At 55.6% G+C, this 19,914-nt stretch carries 19 protein-coding genes and 1 riboswitch; of the genes, 13 read left to right on the top strand and 6 right to left on the bottom strand.

Features of this window, described 5'->3' with window-relative positions; translation table 11 throughout:
- Positions 1-220 precede the first annotated feature (220 nt).
- From BLQ99_RS07840 to BLQ99_RS07820, 5 genes are all read right to left on the bottom strand, one after another.
- Positions 221-1,240, bottom strand: coding sequence for a Nif3-like dinuclear metal center hexameric protein (locus BLQ99_RS07840; RefSeq protein WP_093689785.1), 1,020 nt, complete (start codon positions 1,238-1,240; stop codon positions 221-223).
- 316 nt (positions 1,241-1,556) lie between these two features.
- The gene (locus BLQ99_RS07835; RefSeq protein ID WP_093689783.1) at positions 1,557-1,910 is read right to left on the bottom strand and encodes a Na-translocating system protein MpsC family protein; all 354 of its coding nucleotides are present in this window, start codon (positions 1,908-1,910) and stop codon (positions 1,557-1,559) included.
- A 256-nt stretch (positions 1,911-2,166) separates the two neighbouring features.
- Positions 2,167-4,554, bottom strand: a complete 2,388-nt coding sequence (locus BLQ99_RS07830; protein WP_093689781.1) for a homocysteine S-methyltransferase family protein — start codon at positions 4,552-4,554, stop codon at positions 2,167-2,169.
- 14 nt (positions 4,555-4,568) lie between these two features.
- Positions 4,569-5,222 carry a vitamin B12 dependent-methionine synthase activation domain-containing protein gene (locus BLQ99_RS07825; protein ID WP_093689779.1) on the bottom strand — a complete coding sequence of 218 codons (654 nt, stop codon included), beginning with the start codon at positions 5,220-5,222 and terminating at the stop codon, positions 4,569-4,571.
- Between the two features lie 82 nt (positions 5,223-5,304).
- Positions 5,305-5,407, bottom strand: a riboswitch (SAM riboswitch).
- A 268-nt stretch (positions 5,408-5,675) separates the two neighbouring features.
- Positions 5,676-6,977 carry an IS110 family RNA-guided transposase gene (locus BLQ99_RS07820; RefSeq protein ID WP_093689777.1) on the bottom strand — a complete coding sequence of 434 codons (1,302 nt, stop codon included), beginning with the start codon at positions 6,975-6,977 and terminating at the stop codon, positions 5,676-5,678.
- Positions 6,978-7,415: 438 nt separating this feature from the next.
- On the opposite strand from BLQ99_RS07820, the gene BLQ99_RS07810 reads away from it, so the two are divergent.
- The 11 genes from BLQ99_RS07810 (at position 7,416) to BLQ99_RS07760 (ending at position 15,777) form a co-directional block, all read left to right on the top strand.
- Positions 7,416-8,177 carry a ParA family protein gene (locus tag BLQ99_RS07810; protein ID WP_093689797.1) on the top strand — a complete coding sequence of 254 codons (762 nt, stop codon included), beginning with the start codon at positions 7,416-7,418 and terminating at the stop codon, positions 8,175-8,177.
- Positions 8,170-9,066, top strand: coding sequence for a ParB/RepB/Spo0J family partition protein (locus BLQ99_RS07805; RefSeq protein WP_093689773.1), 897 nt, complete (start codon positions 8,170-8,172; stop codon positions 9,064-9,066). The genes BLQ99_RS07810 and BLQ99_RS07805 overlap by 8 nt, the downstream gene beginning before the upstream one ends.
- Before the next feature lie 284 nt (positions 9,067-9,350).
- Positions 9,351-10,577 carry a [FeFe] hydrogenase H-cluster maturation GTPase HydF gene (gene hydF / locus BLQ99_RS07800; RefSeq protein ID WP_093689771.1) on the top strand — a complete coding sequence of 409 codons (1,227 nt, stop codon included), beginning with the start codon at positions 9,351-9,353 and terminating at the stop codon, positions 10,575-10,577.
- Between the two features lie 72 nt (positions 10,578-10,649).
- Positions 10,650-11,792, top strand: coding sequence for an aminotransferase class V-fold PLP-dependent enzyme (locus BLQ99_RS07795; protein ID WP_093689769.1), 1,143 nt, complete (start codon positions 10,650-10,652; stop codon positions 11,790-11,792).
- Between the two features lie 4 nt (positions 11,793-11,796).
- The gene (locus BLQ99_RS07790; RefSeq protein WP_093689767.1) at positions 11,797-12,477 is read left to right on the top strand and encodes a DUF554 domain-containing protein; all 681 of its coding nucleotides are present in this window, start codon (positions 11,797-11,799) and stop codon (positions 12,475-12,477) included.
- 23 nt (positions 12,478-12,500) lie between these two features.
- Positions 12,501-13,016 (top strand): DUF4446 family protein, encoded by a 516-nt coding sequence (locus BLQ99_RS07785; RefSeq protein WP_093689765.1) that lies wholly within the window; start codon positions 12,501-12,503, stop codon positions 13,014-13,016.
- 13 nt (positions 13,017-13,029) lie between these two features.
- Entirely contained in the window at positions 13,030-13,599 is a 570-nt protein-coding gene (locus tag BLQ99_RS07780) for a nitroreductase family protein (RefSeq protein WP_093689763.1), read from the top strand.
- Between the two features lie 219 nt (positions 13,600-13,818).
- Positions 13,819-14,694 (top strand): M23 family metallopeptidase, encoded by an 876-nt coding sequence (locus tag BLQ99_RS07775; protein ID WP_245690350.1) that lies wholly within the window; start codon positions 13,819-13,821, stop codon positions 14,692-14,694.
- Positions 14,695-14,718: 24 nt separating this feature from the next.
- Positions 14,719-15,102: a bactofilin family protein gene (locus BLQ99_RS07770; RefSeq protein WP_093689759.1), complete on the top strand. Its 384-nt coding sequence runs from the start codon at positions 14,719-14,721 to the stop codon at positions 15,100-15,102.
- Between the two features lie 72 nt (positions 15,103-15,174).
- A complete protein-coding gene (locus BLQ99_RS07765; RefSeq protein ID WP_093689756.1) occupies positions 15,175-15,414 on the top strand; it encodes a YkuS family protein in 240 nt (79 codons plus the stop codon).
- Between the two features lie 120 nt (positions 15,415-15,534).
- Complete coding sequence (locus BLQ99_RS07760) at positions 15,535-15,777, top strand: YkuS family protein (protein ID WP_093689754.1); 243 nt, start codon at positions 15,535-15,537, stop codon at positions 15,775-15,777.
- A 94-nt stretch (positions 15,778-15,871) separates the two neighbouring features.
- On the opposite strand, the gene yyaC is transcribed toward BLQ99_RS07760, so the two are convergent.
- A complete protein-coding gene (gene yyaC, locus BLQ99_RS07755; RefSeq protein WP_093689752.1) occupies positions 15,872-16,447 on the bottom strand; it encodes a spore protease YyaC in 576 nt (191 codons plus the stop codon).
- 158 nt (positions 16,448-16,605) lie between these two features.
- Here yyaC and selA point away from each other — a divergent pair, with 158 nt between their 5' ends.
- Together selA and selB are read left to right on the top strand one after the other, a co-directional pair.
- Positions 16,606-17,997, top strand: a complete 1,392-nt coding sequence (selA, locus tag BLQ99_RS07750) for an L-seryl-tRNA(Sec) selenium transferase (RefSeq protein WP_093689750.1) — start codon at positions 16,606-16,608, stop codon at positions 17,995-17,997.
- Positions 17,994-19,865, top strand: a complete 1,872-nt coding sequence (gene selB / locus BLQ99_RS07745; RefSeq protein WP_093689748.1) for a selenocysteine-specific translation elongation factor — start codon at positions 17,994-17,996, stop codon at positions 19,863-19,865. The genes selA and selB overlap by 4 nt, the downstream gene beginning before the upstream one ends.
- Positions 19,866-19,914 lie beyond the last annotated feature (49 nt).

Genomic DNA, 19,914 nt, shown 5'->3' with positions numbered 1-19,914 from the left:
AGGGCTGTTCTTACAGCCCAATTTTTTATTCTGGTCCCATTTTGTTATTCTGGTGCTCTCTTGTGACGTTCCCGGCTATCCGGTGAACACCTCCTTATCTCATCCTCTCAGCTGTTTCCCGGCCAACAAAATAGCGCCGGAATAATAAACATTTTCATCAGGCAGCAGTTGCTGCCAGGCCATCGCCAACACCAAGTCCGTTCATGAATTATGTTTGCGCTTATTTCACTTTCGCCGCATTGGGCAGCAAAAACCGCTCGGCAATATTTTCAGCGTATTCACGGATCGCTGGCGTTCCTGCCATCGTAATCGGGGTAGACGTAATCCGCTCACGGAACAAAACAACTTCTACGTCAGGCAGTAATTTTCTAATTGCCACAGCCAGCGGCAGACCATTTTCCAGAATCTCCATGGCATGCGAATTGCCAATAATAAAATTCATGCCAAGCTCTTTGGCCTTGGCGACCAAGGCACTATTCTCTCGTACACGGCTAATGGAAGCCAAGACTGTATCCGCCTCAGGATGTTCACACTTGACCTTGACAAGGTGTTCCGGTGTGAAGCCGGTATGGGGGAAGATATGAATGACGGTGTTGACTGGATTGTCCCGGTTGCCTGCCAATATTTTGCCACCTGTTGCCACATTGGTTTCCATAATCTGATTGCACGAACGGGAATTTCGCTCCGCTATGAGCATTTTGTGTTCTTCATCTAACCCCATAAAGGTGTTCAGTCTGTCTAAGATATCGCCAAGGGTTTTTACTTCGTCAAGCGTCTTGCCAACATAAAGAATGTTGCCCGGTATTCCGCCGTACGCAATGTCTACCCGGAACGCCTTGTGGCCATGGATGAAGGCAATGCCGGGGTGAAGACCGTGGAATGCCTCGTGAAGTTCAAAAACACTGAGTCCGTACAAGTTGAGATAGTTACGCATCGTAACGCCGCCGGAATTTGCCGCCTCCATGACAGGGTGATGCGCTACGATAGCATCTACGCCGGTAGCTCCGGCCAATTCGATGTTGCACTCCGTTAATGTCATCGTTACCGCGAGCTTCTTGACCTCGGCCTCAAGGTTGCCGCATACCAGTCCGGGCGTTTCGATACAGGCCTTACCGGGAATATTTGACGTCTTATTGACAACAAACTGATTCTTGCCGCTGAAAATATCATCGATGTTTTTTACACAACGTCCGCCGGTAATTTTGTCAAGCGCATCCAATACATCTTTGACTTTTGCCATAAATCCCCCCCTTTCTTTTTCTCCCCGATGGCTTTTCTAAAACCCGCGCCGTTTTTCTTGTCCCCCCTTTTTTAACACAAAAAGCTACCCTCATCGAATGCTCTGGTGCGAACAAACGCTCCTATGCGCATGTTTGCCCTTCGCTCGATAAAGGGTAGCTTTCAGCTCTCCGCAGAGCTCTTACGGCCCACCGAATATATAGTTTTAACCGCTCATCTTTGATGAGTTGTATAATCGCCGTATTCGCCGTGAATTTTTATTTTCCTGCTAAACAAATAGAATATTATAAAAGTTTTAACAATATTTTCTGATCAGCCTATTTTATTTCTTTGGCCAATGGCTGACTCAAAATGATGATGGTAATAGCCAGTTCATGTTCAGGGTCATAATCCTTTAATACGGCTTTGACCGGAAGCTGCAGCTGGTTAATCAGTGCTTCTTTGAGGCGCCGCTTGTATTCATCCAAAATTGCTGCGTCGATAACCCGAGTAATATGACGCTGCTGCTGATCCAAAACTGACAGTACCGGTATCCGTTTGTGATCGGCCGTGATCAAAATTTTGTCGTCATCGGCCATGACAACACGTTGCTTTCGCAATCCAGTGCCAAACATGCCAATGTTGAGATTGTTATTGATGCGGATAATCTCCTGCCGTAAATCGACTCCCATACCCAGCCATCCTCTCCCTGTGCGGCCGGCCCGCCGTAATCGCCAACCCCGCTGATTTATCTTTAACTACCATAACATATTTTGGAAATTCTGACAATTGCTATATTTTCATGTTAGTTCACAGCTGTTGTTTTTTTGCAATTTTACTTTTGATGTATGCAAGCCTGGCAAAAAGGAATTTGTCCAGGCTTAATTTACTATTGTCTAAATTAAAGGTGTGTCAGACCTACTGACACACCTTGGTTTGAGGGTAAGGCTAGGCATGGCGGCTCTTTTTCAGCAGGGTTTTTACTTTGTTGACCGCATCGACGCCGTCGGCGGCATAAGCATCGGCGCCAGCCTGGGCGGCGTATTCGGCGGTCAGGACGGCGCCACCGACGATTGTTGCGGCCCGGCAGCCGGCTGCGCGCAGGGCGGCGATGGTAACGTCAATCTGGGGCATGGTGGTGGTCATGAGGGCGCACAGGCCCACTACGTCGGCGTCGTGCTCGCGGGCCGCCGCCACAACCACCTCCGGCGCTACGTCTTTGCCTAAGTCGATGACGGTAAACCCGCTATTTTCCAGCAGGGTGGCGACGATATTTTTCCCCAAGTCGTGGATGTCGCCCTTGACGGTGGCGAGCACTACCGTGCCCCGGCTGGCGGCATTGGGCGGCAAGGTTGTTTTGATTATTTCAAAGGCGGCCCGCATGGCTTCGGCGGATAGCAGCACCTGGGGCAAAAAGCAGCGGCCGGCGCCAAAGGCTTCGCCCACTTCGTTCATGGCCGCCGTCAGCGCCCGGTCGGTAATGTCCAAGGGCGAATAGCCCGCCTGCAGGGCGGCCTGGACCGCGGCCGTGACAGCTTCTTTTTCGCCGCGGATGACCATCTGGCGGATTTGGTCGAGCTTATCGCCTGTTTCTTCCGCTGCCGGGTCCGCCGGTGAAGGCGCCGCCGCGCGCCCGTAGCGTTCGCTGTAGCTTTTGCCGTTTGCGTCATAACCCAGCAGGGCGCCTGCGGCGGCAAGCATGTCCTGCATCAGCGGGTCATAAGGGTTAAGGATGGGCGCGTCGAGTCCGGCCGCCAGGGCCATGGCGCAGAAGGCGGCATTCATCAGGTCGCGGCGCGGCAGACCGTAGGAAATATTGCTCAGGCCGATGACGGCCGGATAGGCGAAATGCTCCCGATACAAGCGCAAGGTTGCCAGTGTTTCCCGGGCGGCCTGTCCCTCGGCGGCGACGGTGAGAACCAGGGCGTCAAGGAGTAAATCCTGGGGGCGCAGGCCGGCCTTGAGCGCCGCCTCAACAATTTGTTTGGCCACGGCCAGCCGCTCGTTGGCCGTAGCGGGTACGCCGCCGGGAGCGACGGGGAGGCACAGGACGGCGGCGCCGTATTTTTTTGCCAGTGGCAGGAATGTTTCCAGCCGTTCCGGTTCGGCGCTCACGGAATTGACCAGCGCCCGGCCGGGGAAGGCTTTCAGCCCGGCCTCCAGGGCAGCCGGGTCGGTAGTGTCGATGGACAGGGGAACGTCGACCAGCATGGACAGCTCCTGTACCGCCCGCCCCATGGTCGCTGCCTGGTCAATGCCGGGCACGCCCATATTTACATCCAGGACGGTGGCGCCGGCCTGCACCTGGGCGAGGGCGTCTTTCTTGACGGTCAGAAAACTGCCGGAGCGGATTTCGGCGGCCAAGGCTTTGCGCCCGCTGGGGTTGATGCGTTCGCCAATAATAACCGGCGGGTGGCCCGGCCCCAGCCAAACGGTGCGGCTGCGGCTGGTGAGGGCGACGCCTTGTCTTACGGTCCGGACGGAAGTACCGCTGCCGCCCAGGTGACGGATGGCCTCAGCCATGGCCCTGATATGCTCAGGCGTGGTGCCGCAGCAGCCGCCGATATAGCTAGCGCCGGCCGCAATCAGGCGTGGCGCCCAGGCAGCCAGTTCCGCCGGACCCATGGGAAAGTGCGTTTTCCCGTCAACCAGTTCAGGCATGCCGGCATTGGGCTGGACGCTAACGGGTCGGCTGGTGTGGGCGGCGAGGGCTTCCACCACCGGCACCAGTTGGGCCGGACCGAGCGAACAGTTGGCGCCGATGATATCGGCGCCCATGGCTTCCAGCACGATGGCGGCGGTGGCCGGGTCGGTGCCGGTGACCGTACGGCCGTCGGCACCAAACGAGAGCTGGCAGATGACCGGTTTGCGGGTGGTCTGTTTGGCGGCCAGCAGCGCGGCGCGCATTTCCTGAAGGTCGATAATGGTTTCGATGATTATATAGTCGACGCCGGCGGCGTCCAAAGCGGCAATCTGCTCGGCGAAGACATCGCAGGCCTCGTCAAAGGAGAGTTCGCCGAGAGGGGCGATGAATTTGCCGGTCGGGCCGACGGAACCGGCGATTTTGGTGTGGGGCCCGGCGGCCGCGCGGGCCGCGCGAACGGCGGCGGTATTGAGGCGGGCAACGTCGCGGGCCAGGCCGTAATGGGATAGTTTAACGCGGTTGGCGCCAAAGGTGTTGGTTTCAATGATGGCGGCGCCGCTTTCAACATAGCGGCGGTGGATGGCGGTTACCACCTCCGGCCGCTCGCAGTTCCAGGCTTCGGGACATTGTCCCGGCGTCAGTCCGGCCTGCTGCAGCATCGTGCCCATCGCGCCGTCAAAAAGATAAATCATCGTGGCTCATCCTTTCACTGTGATGATGTACGCCGGGCCAAACAATTGGGCTGGCCGCAGGTAAGGCAGACATTGCCGGCGCAGGTCGGCTGCCCGTTTGGTTTGCCGGGTTTAAGGCCGATAACGGCCGTCACCGATTTGCGCGGGATCAGCATGGACGAAGCGGTTACCGTAATGCCAATCGCGCCGCCGCCGGCGAGGGCCACGACGTGCTGCTGCACGGTGATGTCCCAATCGCCGTAGCCGGGACTGTACCGCTTGGTCGCGGTCATTCCCTGATGGGCCGCTTCCCGGTTAATCAGCGCGTTGACCTGGTCAGCCGCTGCTTCCACCGCCGTGGTGCCGGCGGCATCCAGAAGCAGCGCCGCGGCCGCGTCGCCTTGGCGAAAGCGGCGGGAGATTTCCGCTTCGATGGCTTCACCGATGGTGACGGCCAAGACGGCTACTTGTACGGATCCGGCCAGGTGGTTGGCAATATTGGCGCCGCTAAGCCTAAGGGGAGTAGGCGCGAGAATGACGCCGTCGGCCGGTGAATAGGGATATACCTGCCAGATCCCGCGCGGCACGGCCAGGACCTGAGCGTCAAGGCAGGCCTGGCGGAGCAGAGCGTCGGGAAAGCGGGCCGCCCGGGCCAGGCCGGCATACCGCCGTGTTTCATTAATATCCACTTTGGTTAACTGAGCGTTATATACAGGCGTACCAAAAACCCCCTTTCCAAGAGGAAAGGGGGCGCCCGGTCGCAGTCCTTTCCTCTTATCTTTCAGAACCATAAGATTCTGCAGGAATTAGCACCAAGCGCAATGCCGGTTGCCGGGTGTCATCGGGCCAGTCCCTCGACCGCTCTGGATAAGAGTATTCACGTTATGATAGTTTTTAACTATATCAGAAAGTATAAGTTTTTAACCGCAAAGTTCGCGAAGAGCGCGAAGTTGCGCTAAGTATTTTTTGGCGCGGCACGCGTCGCGCCCGATATACCCTTTGCGTTCTTTGCGCCCTACCCTGAAAACGATGTGTGCCAACAGAGCTGACATACCCCAATTTTAGGCAATAGTAAACTAAGCCTGTACAAATCTATTTTTTGACAGGCCTGGTGTACAAAAGAAAGCTGATTTTCTAGTGTATCACCCTGTCATTGAGAACTCTTTAACCTCTTCGCCAATTATTATCCGAATACTTTGGTCGCTAATAATGAATTGAACATCGTCGTCCAGTTTCTTTATGTTTTTGACAAGGTTTACTAAACTTTTTATTTTGCTACGACGCATTTGTTCCGACAAATAGTTTTCCCCAAGGTCCTTATATGGTTCCTTGCGAATCAGCATGTGATATATGGCTACAATGATTGCATGCGCTACTGCTACCGCAGCTCGTTTCTTACCTCTTCTGGCTGCTATTCGATGGTATAAGGATGATAAATAACAGTTTTTCATCCGCGCTATAGTATGTGCTGCCTGAACTAGTTGCGACCTAAGTTGCGGATTGCCCGGTTTAGCTTTCCCAGATCTTCGCTTTCCGGCACTTTCGTTATTCCCTGGAGCTAGTCCGGACCATGCGGCTATATGCTTGTCGCTTGGAAACCGGCTCATGTCAAGTCCTATTTCTGCCAATATTACTTGGGCAATCCGTTTCCCTATTCCAGGGATTGTATCTATTAGCTCCAGGGCTTCCTTAAAATTTTCGTCTTCTCGTTCTATTCGCTCCATCATCAAGTCTAGTGATGCTATTTGTTTATCTAAGGCTTCAATAGCTTCAAGTTGGATCTGGATTAGAGTGCGAATATCAGGGCTTACTATTCCGTCTAGGGCAGTTTCAAGTTCTTCCTGGGAAGCACTCAACCGGCCACGGGATAATTCAGCCAGTTTTTTCGGGTCGTTTACACCGGCAGCAATTGCTTTGATGATTTCTTTAGCCGTTACGCCGTTTATATCGCTTACCACTGATGATAATTTTATGTTGCAGCCTTCCAAGAATTTTTGCAGCCTCTGAATTTCTCGGGCACGTTCCTGAATTTTTGCTGTGCGTAACCTCGTGATTTCGCGCATTTCCCGTTGCCTACGCTCGGGAATGAAGCTTGGTTTTAGTAGTCCATGGCGAAGAAGCGAAGCTATCCACTCGGCATCCTTAACATCGGTTTTTCGTCCAGGTACATTTTTAATGTGTTGGGCATTGACTATTATCGCTTTTATTCCTTCGGCTTCCAGAACATTGATAACCGGTTTCCAGTAGACACCGGTGCTTTCCATTGCTACAATTTCCACTTCATGTTTTTTAAGCCAATCGGCAAGTTTATGCAGCTGTTCTGACGTAGTGCCGAAACTGTTGCGTCGCATTTTTTCATTTACCAAGGCACAGGCTTCAATTTTACGTTTGTGAATGTCTAACCCGCAACACCGCTCATAAACTACCTGGACATTATTACTCATTCTAATTCTCCTTCTGCGGCCTTATTTTGCGACTGGTGCAATCATCTCTAGGGATGTATTCTACCCTGCGTACTCTCCAATAGGAGGTGACAGTTAGTGATGCACCAAATGATTGAGGACAATCTTTGCGTCAGGCTCAAAGCGCTAGTGCGCAACGTCCTTTTGTCGCCCAGCCGCAAGCTAAATATTCGCCGCAGACTATCCGTTTTCATGCCTTTGTGGTGCCAATTTATTGGCATGATTATCTTTGCGGTTTTTTTCATCATAGAATATTTTCCCAAGCGGTGTCAAGGGGGAGCGGAGCCGTGGCGAAATTATTTAATTATGTAAACTACATTTTATCGGTTTCCGAATAAATTTTTGCAGGATATTAAGAAAAGAGCGTTGAAATGAAAGGAGAATTTTGGATGCTATTTTGTATGCTCTGGGGTGAAAAAATTGGGCAAAATTATTGCCATTGCCAACCAAAAGGGCGGTGTCGGCAAGACGACCACGTCGGTAAATTTGAGCGCCTGCCTGGCCGAGCTGGGGAAAAAGGTGATGCTCGTCGATATCGACCCGCAGGGTAATTCGACCAGCGGGCTCGGGGTCAATAAGGCCAGCATTAAGCACTGCGTCTATGACGCCCTGATCAACGATGTCCCGGTCGAAACCCTGCTGCTGCCGACCGAAATCCCTAATCTAGTGCTGCTGCCGGCTACCATCCAACTGGCCGGCGCCGAAATTGAACTGGTATCGGTTATGTCGCGGGAGACGAAGCTGAAGCGGGCCCTTGATAAAGTGAAATATAAATATGACTATATAATCATTGATTGTCCGCCGTCGCTGGGGTTACTGACCATTAACTCCTTAACGGCGGCCAATTCAGTTATCATTCCCATCCAATGCGAGTTTTACGCTTTAGAAGGATTGACCCAACTGATGAATACGATCAACTTGGTCCAGAAAAACCTTAACCCCATCCTAACGCTGGAAGGGGTGGTGCTGACGATGTTTGACGCTCGGACCAATTTATCGATTCAGGTTGTGGATGAAGTCAAAAATCATTTCCGCCATAAGGTATATCAGACCATTATTCCCCGCAATGTGCGGCTAAGCGAAGCCCCCAGTCACGGCAAGCCGGTCATCAAATATGACCCGAAATCGAAAGGGGCGGAAGTTTATTTTGACTTAGCGAAAGAGGTGATTGGCGATGACTAAGGCCCGTGGCCTGGGACGCGGTTTGGATGCCCTTTTTCCGGCGACGCCGGCCGGTGGCGATGAGCCGGTCAATGAAATTGCCATAAAAGAAATTACCCCCAACCGGTTTCAGCCGCGGCGCACATTTGATCCCGAGGCGCTCGAAGAACTGGCGCAATCAATCCGGCAGTACGGGGTCGTGCAGCCCATTGTCGTCCGCAAGACCATGAACGGCTATGAGCTGGTAGCGGGCGAGCGGCGGTGGCGGGCTTCCCAGCTGGCCGGCCTGAAAACCATTCCCGCGGTCGTACGGGATTATACCGACGCGGAGATGACGGAAATCGCCCTTATCGAGAATCTGCAGCGCCAGGATCTAAACCCCATTGAAGAAGCGAATGCTTACCGGCGGTTGATGGACGAGTTTGGCCTGACGCAGGAGGAAGTGGCCCGCAAGATTGGCCGCAGCCGGTCGTTGATTGCCAATATGGTGCGGCTCTTGAACCTGGCCCCGGCGGTCCAGGAGCATGTTTCACGTGGAACATTGACAGTGGGACAGGCCAGGCCGTTATTGGCGTTAGATAAAGAAGAATTGCAAATTGAGGCGGCTGAGACGATTATCGCCGAAGATTTATCGGCCCGCGATGCGGAGGAATTGGTTAAACGTCTCAGCAGTGCACCGCGCAAGAAAAAGCAGCCGCAGCCCGAGAAAAAAGAATTTTTTGTGGCGGAAGCCGAGGATCGCTTAAAACTGCTCCTGGGGACGCAAGTAAAAATCAAGCCAGGCAAGCTGAAGAGCAAGATTGAGATTGAGTTTTACAGCATGGAAGATTTGGACCGTATCCTGGACATTTTGTCCGAATCGCACCAGCAGGCGGCCGCTACCCGCCGCCGGGGACCAATCGTTGTATAAGAATAATTGTTTCATGTGAAACATTGAATTGGGTAAGAAGAAAGTGGCAAGTGGAAAGTTAAGAGGAAGAGAACCGTGGAGAAAATGAAACCGTGAAGGATTTTTATGGTTTTCTCAGCGCGATGCGATCGCGCCGCTGCGTCCTCGGCGGTTCGAATAATTACCGTAACCATTTGCGTCCTTAGCTTCCTTGACGGTTTCAGTAAAAGGCGCACCGGCGTTTTTGTTCACATTAATTTGTGTTGGCAAAAGCGACCAAACAGGGAATAATAAGGAGGATATTTATGCAGGACACACCTCGGGGAGCAAGATTGCACATCGCCATCTTCGGGCGCCGAAATGCCGGCAAGTCCAGTCTTATTAACGCTTTGACCAATCAAAATATCGCCCTTGTCTCCGATGTGCCGGGGACGACGACTGACCCTGTTTACAAAGCCATGGAAATACTGCCAATCGGCCCGGTGGTCATTATTGATACGGCCGGCATCGACGATGAAGGCGAACTGGGAGCGCTGCGCGTCGAACGCACGCTACAAGTTCTCAATAAGACCGACTTGGCCCTGATGGTGATCGACCAGGCGGCGGGTGTATCCGACTGGGAAGAAGGGTTGGTTGCGGAACTGAAAAAGCGCAACATTCCGGTCATCGGTGTGGTGAACAAGATTGATATGGGCCAGCCGGCGGCAGCGGAAACGTTGAATTGGACCAAACGGTTAGCGATACCGATGGTGGCCGTGAGCGCTAAAACCAAGCAAGGGGTGGAAGAGCTCAAGCGGCAGATGATTAAACATGCACCGGAAAACTGGGAAGGACCGCCGATTCTCGGCGACCTGATCACCGGCGGTGATACCGTCGTGCTGGTAACGCCCATCGATTCGGCGGCGCCCAAAGGCCGGCTGATTCTGCCGCAAGTACAGGCCATCCGGGATGTTATTGACCAAGACGCCATCGCGGTGGTGGTCAAAGAGACGCAGCTGGCGGATGCTCTCGCCAATTTAAGGCAGCCGCCGCGGCTTGTTGTCACCGATTCGCAGGCTTTTAAGCACGTGGCGGCCGTCACGCCGGACGACGTGACGCTCACGTCATTTTCCATCCTGTTTGCCCGCTATAAAGGCGACTTGGAGACACTGGTGGCCGGCGCCAAGGCGATTGACGGGCTGAAGCCGGGCGACCGCGTCCTTATCGCCGAAGGCTGCACCCATCACCGCCAGAAAGATGATATTGGCACGGTGAAAATACCCCGCTGGCTGCAGCAGAAAGTAGGCGGCGAGCTCAAGTTTGAATGGGTGAGCGGCGGTAATTTTCCGACCGATTTAGAACAGTACCAGCTGATTGTTCATTGCGGCGCCTGTATGCTCAACCGGCGGGAAATGCTGTACCGATTGGCCGTGGCCCGGGAAAAAGGCGTTCCCATTGTCAATTACGGTGTCCTGATTGCCTATGTCCACGGGATCTTGCCCCGGGTGCTCATGCCGTTTCCGGCCGCGCGGCGGGTTTTAGACGGTAAGTAAATATAAAAGAGCGGGTAAACAATTATATTTTCTAATACAACGACAAGTAAGTTAGCGGAAAGAGAGTTTGCCATGATCTATCTTAATAACGCGGCAACCAGTTGGCCTAAACCGGAAGAGGTTTACCAGGCGGTAGATGGCTGTCTGCGCCACCTGGCCGGCAATCCGGGCCGGGGCGGCTACGGCGCCGGACACCAGGCCGACCGCGTCCTGTACGAAGCCCGGGACGAATTGGCCACTATCTTTGGGGTGGCCGACCCCAGCCGGATTGTTTTTACCTACAATGCCACCGATGCGCTCAACATGGCCCTTTTTGGGTACTTACGGCCAGGGGACAAGGTTGTCACCACGGCGATGGAACATAACGCCGTGGCCCGGCCGCTGCGGCAGCTTGAAACCATGGGGGTTGACCTGACCATCGTCCCCTGCGACCAAACCGGCCAGCTCGATTTGGCCGCCATGGCCGCCGCGCTGCGGGAAGGGGTGCGGGCGGTGGTCATGTGCCATGCGTCCAATGTTACCGGTACGATAATGCCGGTGGCCGCCGTCGGCAAGCTGGCGACCCGCTACGGCGCCGCGCTTATTGTTGATGCGGCCCAGACCGCAGGGGTGGAAGAAATCGACGTGGCTTCGCAAAATATCGCCATGTTGGCCTTTACTGGCCACAAAGGGTTATTGGGGCCGCAAGGGACCGGCGGTCTCTACATCCGGGAAGACATTGACCTTGTGCCGCTCCGCTACGGCGGGACAGGAAGCCTGTCCGAACTCGACCGGCAGCCTGAGCTTCTGCCGGACCGGCTGGAAAGCGGCACACCCAACACGCCGGGCGTGGCCGGGCTGGCCGCTGGCGCACGGTTTATCCGCCGGGTTGGGCGGGAGGTCATCCGCGCCCGTGAAGGCCGGTTGACCGAAGAGCTGATTAACGGGTTGGCCACCATACCGGGAGTAACGGTGTATGGGCCACGGCAAAGCGAAAAGCAAACGGCTGTTGTTTCCTTCACCGTTGACGGCCAGGACACTGGCGAAGTGGCTTATCGACTGGAAAATGAATATGGCATCATCTGCCGGGCCGGTCTGCACTGCGCGCCATGGGCCCATCAGACGATTGGCACCTTGCAGACCGGGACCGTCCGGTTCAGTCCCGGCTATTTTACAACTGAACAAGAAATTGAGGACGCCCTCCGGGCTGTCCGGCAGGTTGCCGCAAAGGGGTGAGCTGATGAAAGGGACGATTGTCAACACCGTCGCTGTACTTGTCGGTTCGGGCGTGGGCCTGCTGCTTAAACGGGGCATCCCTGTGCGGTACCAGCAGACCGTCATGCAGGGACTGGCGTTGGCGGTGCTGCTCATTGGATTACAGATGGCTTTCAAAACACATAATATAGTGGTTGTCATTCTCAGCATGGTGTTTGGCGGCATCGTGGGGGAAGCAATCGACATTGACGAACGGCTTAACCGGTTGGGCGACTTTGTCACCACGCGGCTGGGCAGTGAGTACGGCAATGCCGGGCAGGGCTTCATCACGGCCAGCCTGGTGTTTTGCGTGGGCGCCATGGCGATTGTCGGCTCCCTGCAGGATGGTTTGACCGGCGATGCTACGACCCTCTACGCCAAGTCAACGCTGGACGCCATTTCGTCGGTAGTCTTTGCTTCCAGCCTGGGCATCGGCGTTGCCTTATCCAGTCTTGTTATTCTTGTTTACCAGGGTGGACTGACCTTGTTGGCCGGTACGCTGAGCGCCGTGCTGTCGGAAAGTGTTGTTACGGAGATGACGGCAGTGGGCGGAGTGCTGATTGTCGGTATCGCCCTGATGATGTTGGAGATAAAAAAAATCAAGGTAGCTAATCTGCTGCCCGCCATTCCGGTCGCGGCCATTTTGACGCTGCTATGGCCGGCTTAGTATCATCGCAGGAGTGAAGATTTATGGATTTAACCTTTTTAAGCGGCTTGGTAATGGCCAATTTGCATTATATCCTGCTGACCATTACCGTTACGATTTTCATTGCCCTAATTTTCTTTATAAATATCAATATCAAACTTAGCCGCCTTAACCGGCGCTACCAGAAGCTCATGCAAGGCATGGAAGGGACCAATATTGAACGGCTATTGATGGCCCACATTGATGAAGTGCGCGAGACGGTAGAAAAAGTCAATACCCTTGCCGCTCAGTGCCGCCGCCTGGACGCCATTACCAAGACCTGCGTCCAGCGGGTGGGCGTTGTGCGCTTCAACGCGTTTGATGACACGGGCAGCGATCTTAGTTTTGCCATCGCCCTCCTGGACGCCCAGGATAACGGGGTAGTTCTGTCCAGTATTTTTGGCCGCGATGATTCGCGCGTTTACGCTAAACCGATTATCAACGGCCAGTCAAGCTATTTCCTGACCAATGAAGAAAAAGAGGCTTTGGACAAGGCCCGGACAGTACGGGTAAAAGAATAAAGGAGGAGAGAATATGCTAAAGGAACTGGTGCGGAAAAACCGCAGCTACCGCCGTTTTTACGAAGATGTCCCCGTAAGCCGCGAGGTATTACTGGAGCTGGTGGATCACGCCCGGCTGTCGCCGTCAGGGGCTAACCGGCAGGCCCTCAAGTATGTGCTGGCGAGCGACAAGGAACTCAATGACCGCATTTTCCCAACCCTGGGCTGGGCGGCGTATTTGCCCGACTGGCCGGGGCCGGCGCCGGGCGAACGGCCGGCGGCCTATATCGTTATGTTGGAGGACAAAACCATTAATTTGGCGGCGGTAGCCGACATTGGCATTGCCGCCCAAACGATCATGCTTGCCGCCGTAGAGCGGGGCTTGGGCGGCTGTATGATTGCCAATATCCAGCGCAAAGCACTGAAAGAGGTGTTGGCGCTGGACGACCATCTCGAAATCGTCCTTGTTCTCGCCCTCGGCCGTCCCAAGGAGGAAGTGGTGATTGACGAGGTTGGTCCTGGCGGGGACATCAAGTATTGGCGCGACGAGCGGCAGGTTCACCATGTACCCAAGCGCAAACTGGCCGAAATTATTATAAGTTGACATAATAAACAAAATGCCGCCCATGTTTGGTGGCATTTTGTTGTATAGCTTGTCACTATTTGTTGGCAAAGTATTTATGGTAAAAGCAGGAATTTTATAAACAAAGTCGAATTATATTCTAGATTAGTACCCCTGTTAATCCCTGTCGAAAAAGAGGTGATGCCGTTGGCTAGCATACCGAACAGGCCCCGCCAGCCAGACCGTAGGGAGTACACCATTATGATAGTACCCCATCACGGGCAAGCCATAAAAAGTATCCGGATCCCTATCCGCGTGGTAAAAATCACTGCCGCCGTTCTCTGTATGCTCTTGGTGGCATTAGTCGGCGGGGTGGTTAACTACCGGCATACGGTCAACACTGCTCAGGCCGAAAAGGCCGAACTGGAGCGGCTTCGCCAGGTCAACGGCGCTCAGCTCGCCCAAATTGAACAGTTAGCGAAAGCAACGGCCGCCCTGCAGGAGGACATGAACCGTCTCAATCAACTTGATGCGGAAATTCGCCGCTTGGTTAATGCCGAGGAAGCCGGCCCTTCCCGTTCCGGCGTCAGCCGTCCTACGGCCGGCCATGGCGGTCAGGGCGGGCCCGTGGTGAAACCACAGCTTGGTGAAATTGCCGCAGTTGTGAACGATCTTCAGCAGATCGCCAAAGTGCGGGAGCAGAGTCTGGAGACTTTAAGGGACCGCTTAATTGAGCGCAATGCAAGATTGGCGGCAACGCCGTCAATTTGGCCGGCCAGCGGAGAGGTTACCTCTCGCTTCGGCTGGCGTAGTTCGCCCTGGGGCGGGGGTAGCGATTGGCATCCCGGCATTGATATTGCCGGCGATTATGGTACGCCCATTGTCGCTGCGGCCGATGGCGTAGTGACGTACAGCGGTTGGTACGGCGGCTATGGTAAAATGGTGCAGATTGACCACGGTAACGGGATTGTCACCATCTATGGCCACAACAGCCAAAATCTGGTGGAAACAGGTCAACGGGTAAAGAAAGGCGAAATTATCGCCTATATGGGCAGCACGGGTGTGAGCACCGGACCGCATGTTCACTATGAAGTTCGTGTCGGCGGCACCGCAGTTAATCCCGCCAATTTTTTGTAGTATGAATGAAGGGGAGTTGAACGTATGTTTGGCGGTGGTAATAAGAAGGCGGCGATTGAACAGGTCGAAACGATTGTCGGCAAGGAAACGTGCGTTAAGGGGACGATTACGACCAAGGGCGCGGTGCGTATTGATGGCCAGTTTGAAGGGGAAATTCAGTCCCTCGGTGATTTACTGGTCGGCGAAACCGGCGCCGTCCGGGCGCAAATCAAGGCGCGCAGCGGTACCATTGCCGGCACGATTAACGGTAATCTGGACATTGCGGAAAAATTGGAGCTGTTACCTACAGCGCGGGTTTATGGCGATATTAAAGTCGGAACGCTGATTATCAGCGAAGGCGCCGTGTTCAAGGGCGGTTGCGAAATGCGCCGCGCCGGCGAAGAGGCCGCGGCAACGAAGGCCAAGTAAACAGCAAAAGATTGACAGGCATGAAAAAAGCACCTCTGCAAACACTATAAAAAAGTGCAGGAGGTGCTTTTTATGTTGCGGTTGGTTTCGGTCGAAACCGGACTGGACGACATCAAAGCACATTTAAGTACCTGCGGCTATGAAGTGGTGGACATGGCCGACTGTGTGCGTCCTGTCGAAGCCGTGGTCTATACGGGCGAGCCTGGCGCCAAAGCGGCAGCCGGCAAGCTGGCGGAAAACACGGTGATGATCAATGCCGCCGGTCTTACGGCGGAGCAGGTGGCCAGCGCCCTGGCCGAACGCCTCGGCTAAATCCTGGTTTCCACCCTTTACCATTTACCGCTTTCTACTCTCCGTTTCCCGTTTACTTCATAACCTTATACTTCATACCTCATACTTCATACTTTATGAAAAATACGGAGGTGCAAAGGCGTGCAAGGTATCGGTGTAATCGCAGTGGAAAAAAGTCTCTCTAATCTGATTGATATTTTGGAAAGCGAAGGCTACGAGGTAGTAGACCTGGACGAAGCCAGTCTTCATGGCGTCGATGCCATTATTGTCAGTGGCGCCGATATCAACCTTATGAACAGCCAGGACACGTTAACCGAGGTGCCGGTCATCAATGCTGCCGGCAAAACGCCCGAGGAAATCGTGGAAGAACTCGAGCGCCTGTGATTAGCGCGTGAGAGCTCCGCTATCCAGCGGAGCTCAAATTTTTTGGTGCCTGTGAATAATTAATTGGTTTACCGGTTGAATAACTTGGGCACAATCAATTTTTTCTTCCGCCCAGGCCGAAGGCCAAGCCGTGCGCGATAATATCGGCCATCTTGATTACCAAATTAAGGCGGGTGCTCTGCAAGACCAGGTGTTCCATGAAGCCGCCCACGTTGACGATGCCGGTGATATAGGCGTCGCCGACGGGCGGCAGTTCTTTGTTGACCGCAGCGCCGGGCTTCACGGGGCCGCGGCCGAGGGAAACGCAGCCAACGCTCTCCAGTCGGCCCAGGCAGGCGTCGACGGCGATGACAAAGGGATTGGCGAAATTGATTTCGATAAACTTTATCATCGCCGGAAGGTTGGTGGCATGGACGGGGTCATCAAGCGTCCCGTAGATATAAGGATGATGGTGCAGCGTCTTCAGTTTGCTGCCGGTCAGGGGGCCGAGGGCATCGCCGGTAGAGCGGTCGGTGCCGATGCACAGGATGACAATTTCGCGGCCGGCGGCCTCGGCCTCCCGGATATAGCTGCTAACCGTAGCCGCAATATCATGCATCGCGCTGGGCAGGTGTATGTTGAATTTTAATTCGGGGGGCTGTTTGGGAAGGTTGAACAGGTTGTTTAGCATAAATACTCCCTGGCAATTTGATATTGTTACTATGATTATGCGACAAATTTGGCCACCTTATTCGTGGTGCACGGCAGAATAAGGAAAAACAGGATAATTTGGAGAGTGGCGGCAAAGTATAGTACAATGGAATGGAAAAGGCAGACAGGGAGGAACATATGCAGGAAAAACTTAAACTAATTCCGGCAATCGACCGGTTGCTGGGCGAAATGTATAAAGATCCCGCCGTGGCTGAGTGGCCGCGCGACCTCGTCGTCACCGCCTTGCGGGAGGCGGCGGCCCAGGCGCGGCAACGCCTGCGCGCCGGCGAGGACTGCGACATCAGCGTATCCGCATTAATCGCCGCCGCCCGGGCGTGGCTGCGGCAGGCAAGCGGCCGCAGCCTGCGCAAGGTAGTCAATGCCACCGGTGTGGTGCTGCACACCAATCTGGGACGGGCGCCCCTCAGCGCGCGGGCGGCGGCAGCGGTGCGGGAGGTCATGGAAGGATACTGTACGCTGGAGTATGACCTGGCCACCGGCCAGCGGGGCACCCGCTACGCCCATGTCGTCGGCCGGATTTGCGCATTGACGGGCGCCGAGGACGCCCTGGTGGTCAACAACAACGCTGCGGCGGTTCTGCTCGTCCTGTCGGCGCTGGCCAAGGGGCGGGAGGTCATCGTCAGCCGGGGCCAGCTGGTGGAAATCGGCGGTTCGTTCCGCATTCCCGAAGTAATGCAGCAAGGCGGGGCCATTCTGGTCGAAGTCGGCACCACCAACAAAACCCACTTGGCGGACTTTGCCAACGCGATAACGGCGAATACGGCGGCTGTCCTCAAAGTACATACCAGCAATTACCGCATTGTCGGCTTCACCGCCCAGCCGGATACGGCTGAGCTCGTCAAGCTCGCGCATTCCCGCGGCATCCCGGTTATCGAAGACCTGGGCAGCGGTACGCTTGTTCCGCTCGCCGCCGGCGGCTGGAGTGAGCCCACGGTGCGTGAATCCATCGCTGCCGGCGTTGATATCGTAACATTCAGCGGCGACAAACTGCTCGGGGCCGGCCAGGCCGGTATTATCGCCGGCCGGCGCCGTTATATCGAGATCATGAAAAAACACCCGCTGCTGCGGGCGCTCCGTATGGACAAACTATCGCTTGCCGCCCTTGAGGGCACGCTCATTGACTACACTGTCGGCGATCCGCTCCGCGATGTGCCGGTGCAGCGCATGTTGCGCTTAACCCAGGACGAGCTAGCGCAAAAGGCGGCCGCGCTGAAAGAGCGGCTGACGCCCCTTCAGGCTTATGGTTGGCGCGTTGACGTGACGGAAATTTCCGCCCAGGCCGGCGGGGGGGCGCTGCCGGCCGTCGACCTTCCCGGGTGGGGCGTAGCCGTGCGGCCGCAAGGTATTAGTGCTGTCGCCCTGGAGCGGCAGCTGCGGCAGTGGTGCGTGCCCATCATCGCCCGCATTCAGGACGACCAGGTCGTTTTTGACGTGCGGTGTCTGACGGACGAGGATGCCGGTCTGATTTGCCAGGCTTGTCTGGAATTAGCGAAAGGAGCGGGACAATGAAATATATCATCATCGGCACCGCCGGGCATGTTGATCACGGTAAGACAGCGCTTATCAAAGCGCTGACCGGCACGGATACCGACCGGCTCAAGGAAGAAAAGCTGCGCGGCATCTCCATCGATTTGGGCTTTGCCTCTCTTCCCCTCTCTGACGATATCGTCGCCGGCGTTGTCGACGTGCCGGGCCATGAACGGTTTTTGAAAAATATGTTGGCCGGGACCGGCGGCATCGATATGGCGATGCTGGTGGTGGCCGCCGACGAAGGCGTCATGCCCCAGACGCGTGAGCACCTGGCCATGCTCCACCTGTACGGTATCAGCCAGGGCGTAGTGGTGCTGAATAAGATTGATAAAGTCGATGGCGAATGGCTTGACCTGGTGGCCGAGGACGTGCAAAACCTGCTGGCCGGCACCTTTCTGGCCGGCGCGCCGCTGTGCCGGGTATCGGCAGTTACGGGCGAGGGCTTGGCCGAACTGCGGTCCATTTTGAGACAGGTGGCCGAACGGCTGCCCGGTCGGGACAATGACGCGCCGTTTCGGTTGTGGATTGACCGGGCCTTTACGGTAAAGGGTTATGGCGTCGTCGTTACCGGTTCGGTGCTGAGCGGGACGGCGAAAATCGGCGACAGCCTGACCTTATATCCGGCAGGAATAATGGTGCGCGTGCGGGGGCTCGAATGGCACGGACAAAAGGTGGAACAAATCCAGGCCGGCCAGCGGGCCGCCATCAATCTCGCCGGCGTCGACCTTGGCGCGGTGGGGCGGGGGATGTGCCTCAGCTCGCCCCGCCACGGCCAGGTCAGTGACGTCTGGGACGTAAAAGTTACCTGGCGCAGTGAGGTGAAAAACGGCGCGCGTGTCCGGCTGCATCTCGGCACCGGTGAGTCGATCGGCCGCATCTACTTTTTCCGGGACGCGCCGAAAGACTATGCCCGGCTGGTTTTGGAAAGCCCCCTGGGAGCGGGGGCGGGAGACCGGGGCATTCTGCGCCTTTATTCGCCGCAGCACCTGCTGGGCGGCGCGATCTTAATCGCCCCCAGCCTGAGCAAGCGCGAGATCGGACCGGCGCGTGTGGCCCGGGCCGAGGTGCTGGGCGGCGATGTGGCGAAGCTGGTGTATGCCGTGCTGGCCGATAGCAGCCTGCCCCTGGAAGCCGGGGAACTGGCGCGGCAAGCCGGGTATTTGTCGGAAAAAACGCTTGATAGAGCGCTGGCGGCGCTGGTCGCCGGCGGCCGGATTGTGCGGCAGGGCGCCTATTATTTCACCGCCGAGCAGCTCGCGGCGTTGCGGGAAAAATGCCACAGTCTCCTGACCGACTACCATGCGGCGCAGCCCGACCGGCCAGGAATGGCGCGGGAAGTGCTGCGCCAGCAGCTTGGCCTTGACGAAAAAGCCTTTGACCACCTGGTGGAGCACTGGCAGGCAGTCGGCTTTATTGTGGTCAGGGGAGCCGAGGTGGCCCTCCCGCAGCATGCCGAACGCCACCGGGACCGGAAACAGGATCTGGCGGCCAAAGTCGACCACGCCCTGAGCGCCTGCGGCCTGCTCTCCATTGATACGGCCATATTGGCCGAAAAGCTGAATTTGCCGCCGGCTAAAGCGGAAGTAGCCATGGACCTGCTGCTGCGCGAAGGGCTGTTGGTGCGCATTGGCGGCGACCTTGTCCTCTACCACAAAGCGGTGGAGCAGGCGCTCGATGTGCTGCGGCGCCATTTTGCCAACCAGCCGACGATCACCGTCGCGCAGCTGCGCGATCTCTTACAAACCTCCAGAAAAGTGGCGCTGCCGCTTATGGAGTACTTCGACCTTCAGAAATATACTATTCGCGATGGCGATGTCCGCAAACCAGGGACAAAATTGTATAAATAGTCAGATGATGTATACATATGCTACATATTGACAGCCTAGAATGCTGTTT

It is taken from the genome of Sporolituus thermophilus DSM 23256 (assembly GCF_900102435.1).
In the GTDB taxonomy this organism is placed as follows: domain Bacteria; phylum Bacillota; class Negativicutes; order Sporomusales; family Thermosinaceae; genus Thermosinus; species Thermosinus thermophilus.
This window is presented reverse-complemented; position numbering and strand designations above follow the sequence as displayed.

Bases quoted from the DNA above. Each gene is read 5' to 3' on its own strand.
- BLQ99_RS07820 (WP_093689777.1), bottom strand. From the start codon at position 6,977: ATGAGTAATAATGTCCAGGTAGTTTATGAGCGGTGTTGCGGGTTAGAC.
- BLQ99_RS07795 (WP_093689769.1), top strand. From the start codon at position 10,650: ATGATCTATCTTAATAACGCGGCAACCAGTTGGCCTAAACCGGAAGAG.
- hydF (WP_093689771.1), top strand. From the start codon at position 9,351: ATGCAGGACACACCTCGGGGAGCAAGATTGCACATCGCCATCTTCGGG.
- BLQ99_RS07765 (WP_093689756.1), top strand. From the start codon at position 15,175: ATGTTGCGGTTGGTTTCGGTCGAAACCGGACTGGACGACATCAAAGCA.
- selB (WP_093689748.1), top strand. From the start codon at position 17,994: ATGAAATATATCATCATCGGCACCGCCGGGCATGTTGATCACGGTAAG.
- BLQ99_RS07775 (WP_245690350.1), top strand. From the start codon at position 13,819: ATGATAGTACCCCATCACGGGCAAGCCATAAAAAGTATCCGGATCCCT.
- BLQ99_RS07830 (WP_093689781.1), bottom strand. From the start codon at position 4,554: ATGATTTATCTTTTTGACGGCGCGATGGGCACGATGCTGCAGCAGGCC.
- BLQ99_RS07840 (WP_093689785.1), bottom strand. From the start codon at position 1,240: ATGGCAAAAGTCAAAGATGTATTGGATGCGCTTGACAAAATTACCGGC.
- BLQ99_RS07770 (WP_093689759.1), top strand. From the start codon at position 14,719: ATGTTTGGCGGTGGTAATAAGAAGGCGGCGATTGAACAGGTCGAAACG.
- selA (WP_093689750.1), top strand. From the start codon at position 16,606: ATGCAGGAAAAACTTAAACTAATTCCGGCAATCGACCGGTTGCTGGGC.
- BLQ99_RS07835 (WP_093689783.1), bottom strand. From the start codon at position 1,910: ATGGGAGTCGATTTACGGCAGGAGATTATCCGCATCAATAACAATCTC.
- BLQ99_RS07780 (WP_093689763.1), top strand. From the start codon at position 13,030: ATGCTAAAGGAACTGGTGCGGAAAAACCGCAGCTACCGCCGTTTTTAC.
- yyaC (WP_093689752.1), bottom strand. From the start codon at position 16,447: ATGCTAAACAACCTGTTCAACCTTCCCAAACAGCCCCCCGAATTAAAA.
- BLQ99_RS07805 (WP_093689773.1), top strand. From the start codon at position 8,170: ATGACTAAGGCCCGTGGCCTGGGACGCGGTTTGGATGCCCTTTTTCCG.
- BLQ99_RS07785 (WP_093689765.1), top strand. From the start codon at position 12,501: ATGGATTTAACCTTTTTAAGCGGCTTGGTAATGGCCAATTTGCATTAT.
- BLQ99_RS07790 (WP_093689767.1), top strand. From the start codon at position 11,797: ATGAAAGGGACGATTGTCAACACCGTCGCTGTACTTGTCGGTTCGGGC.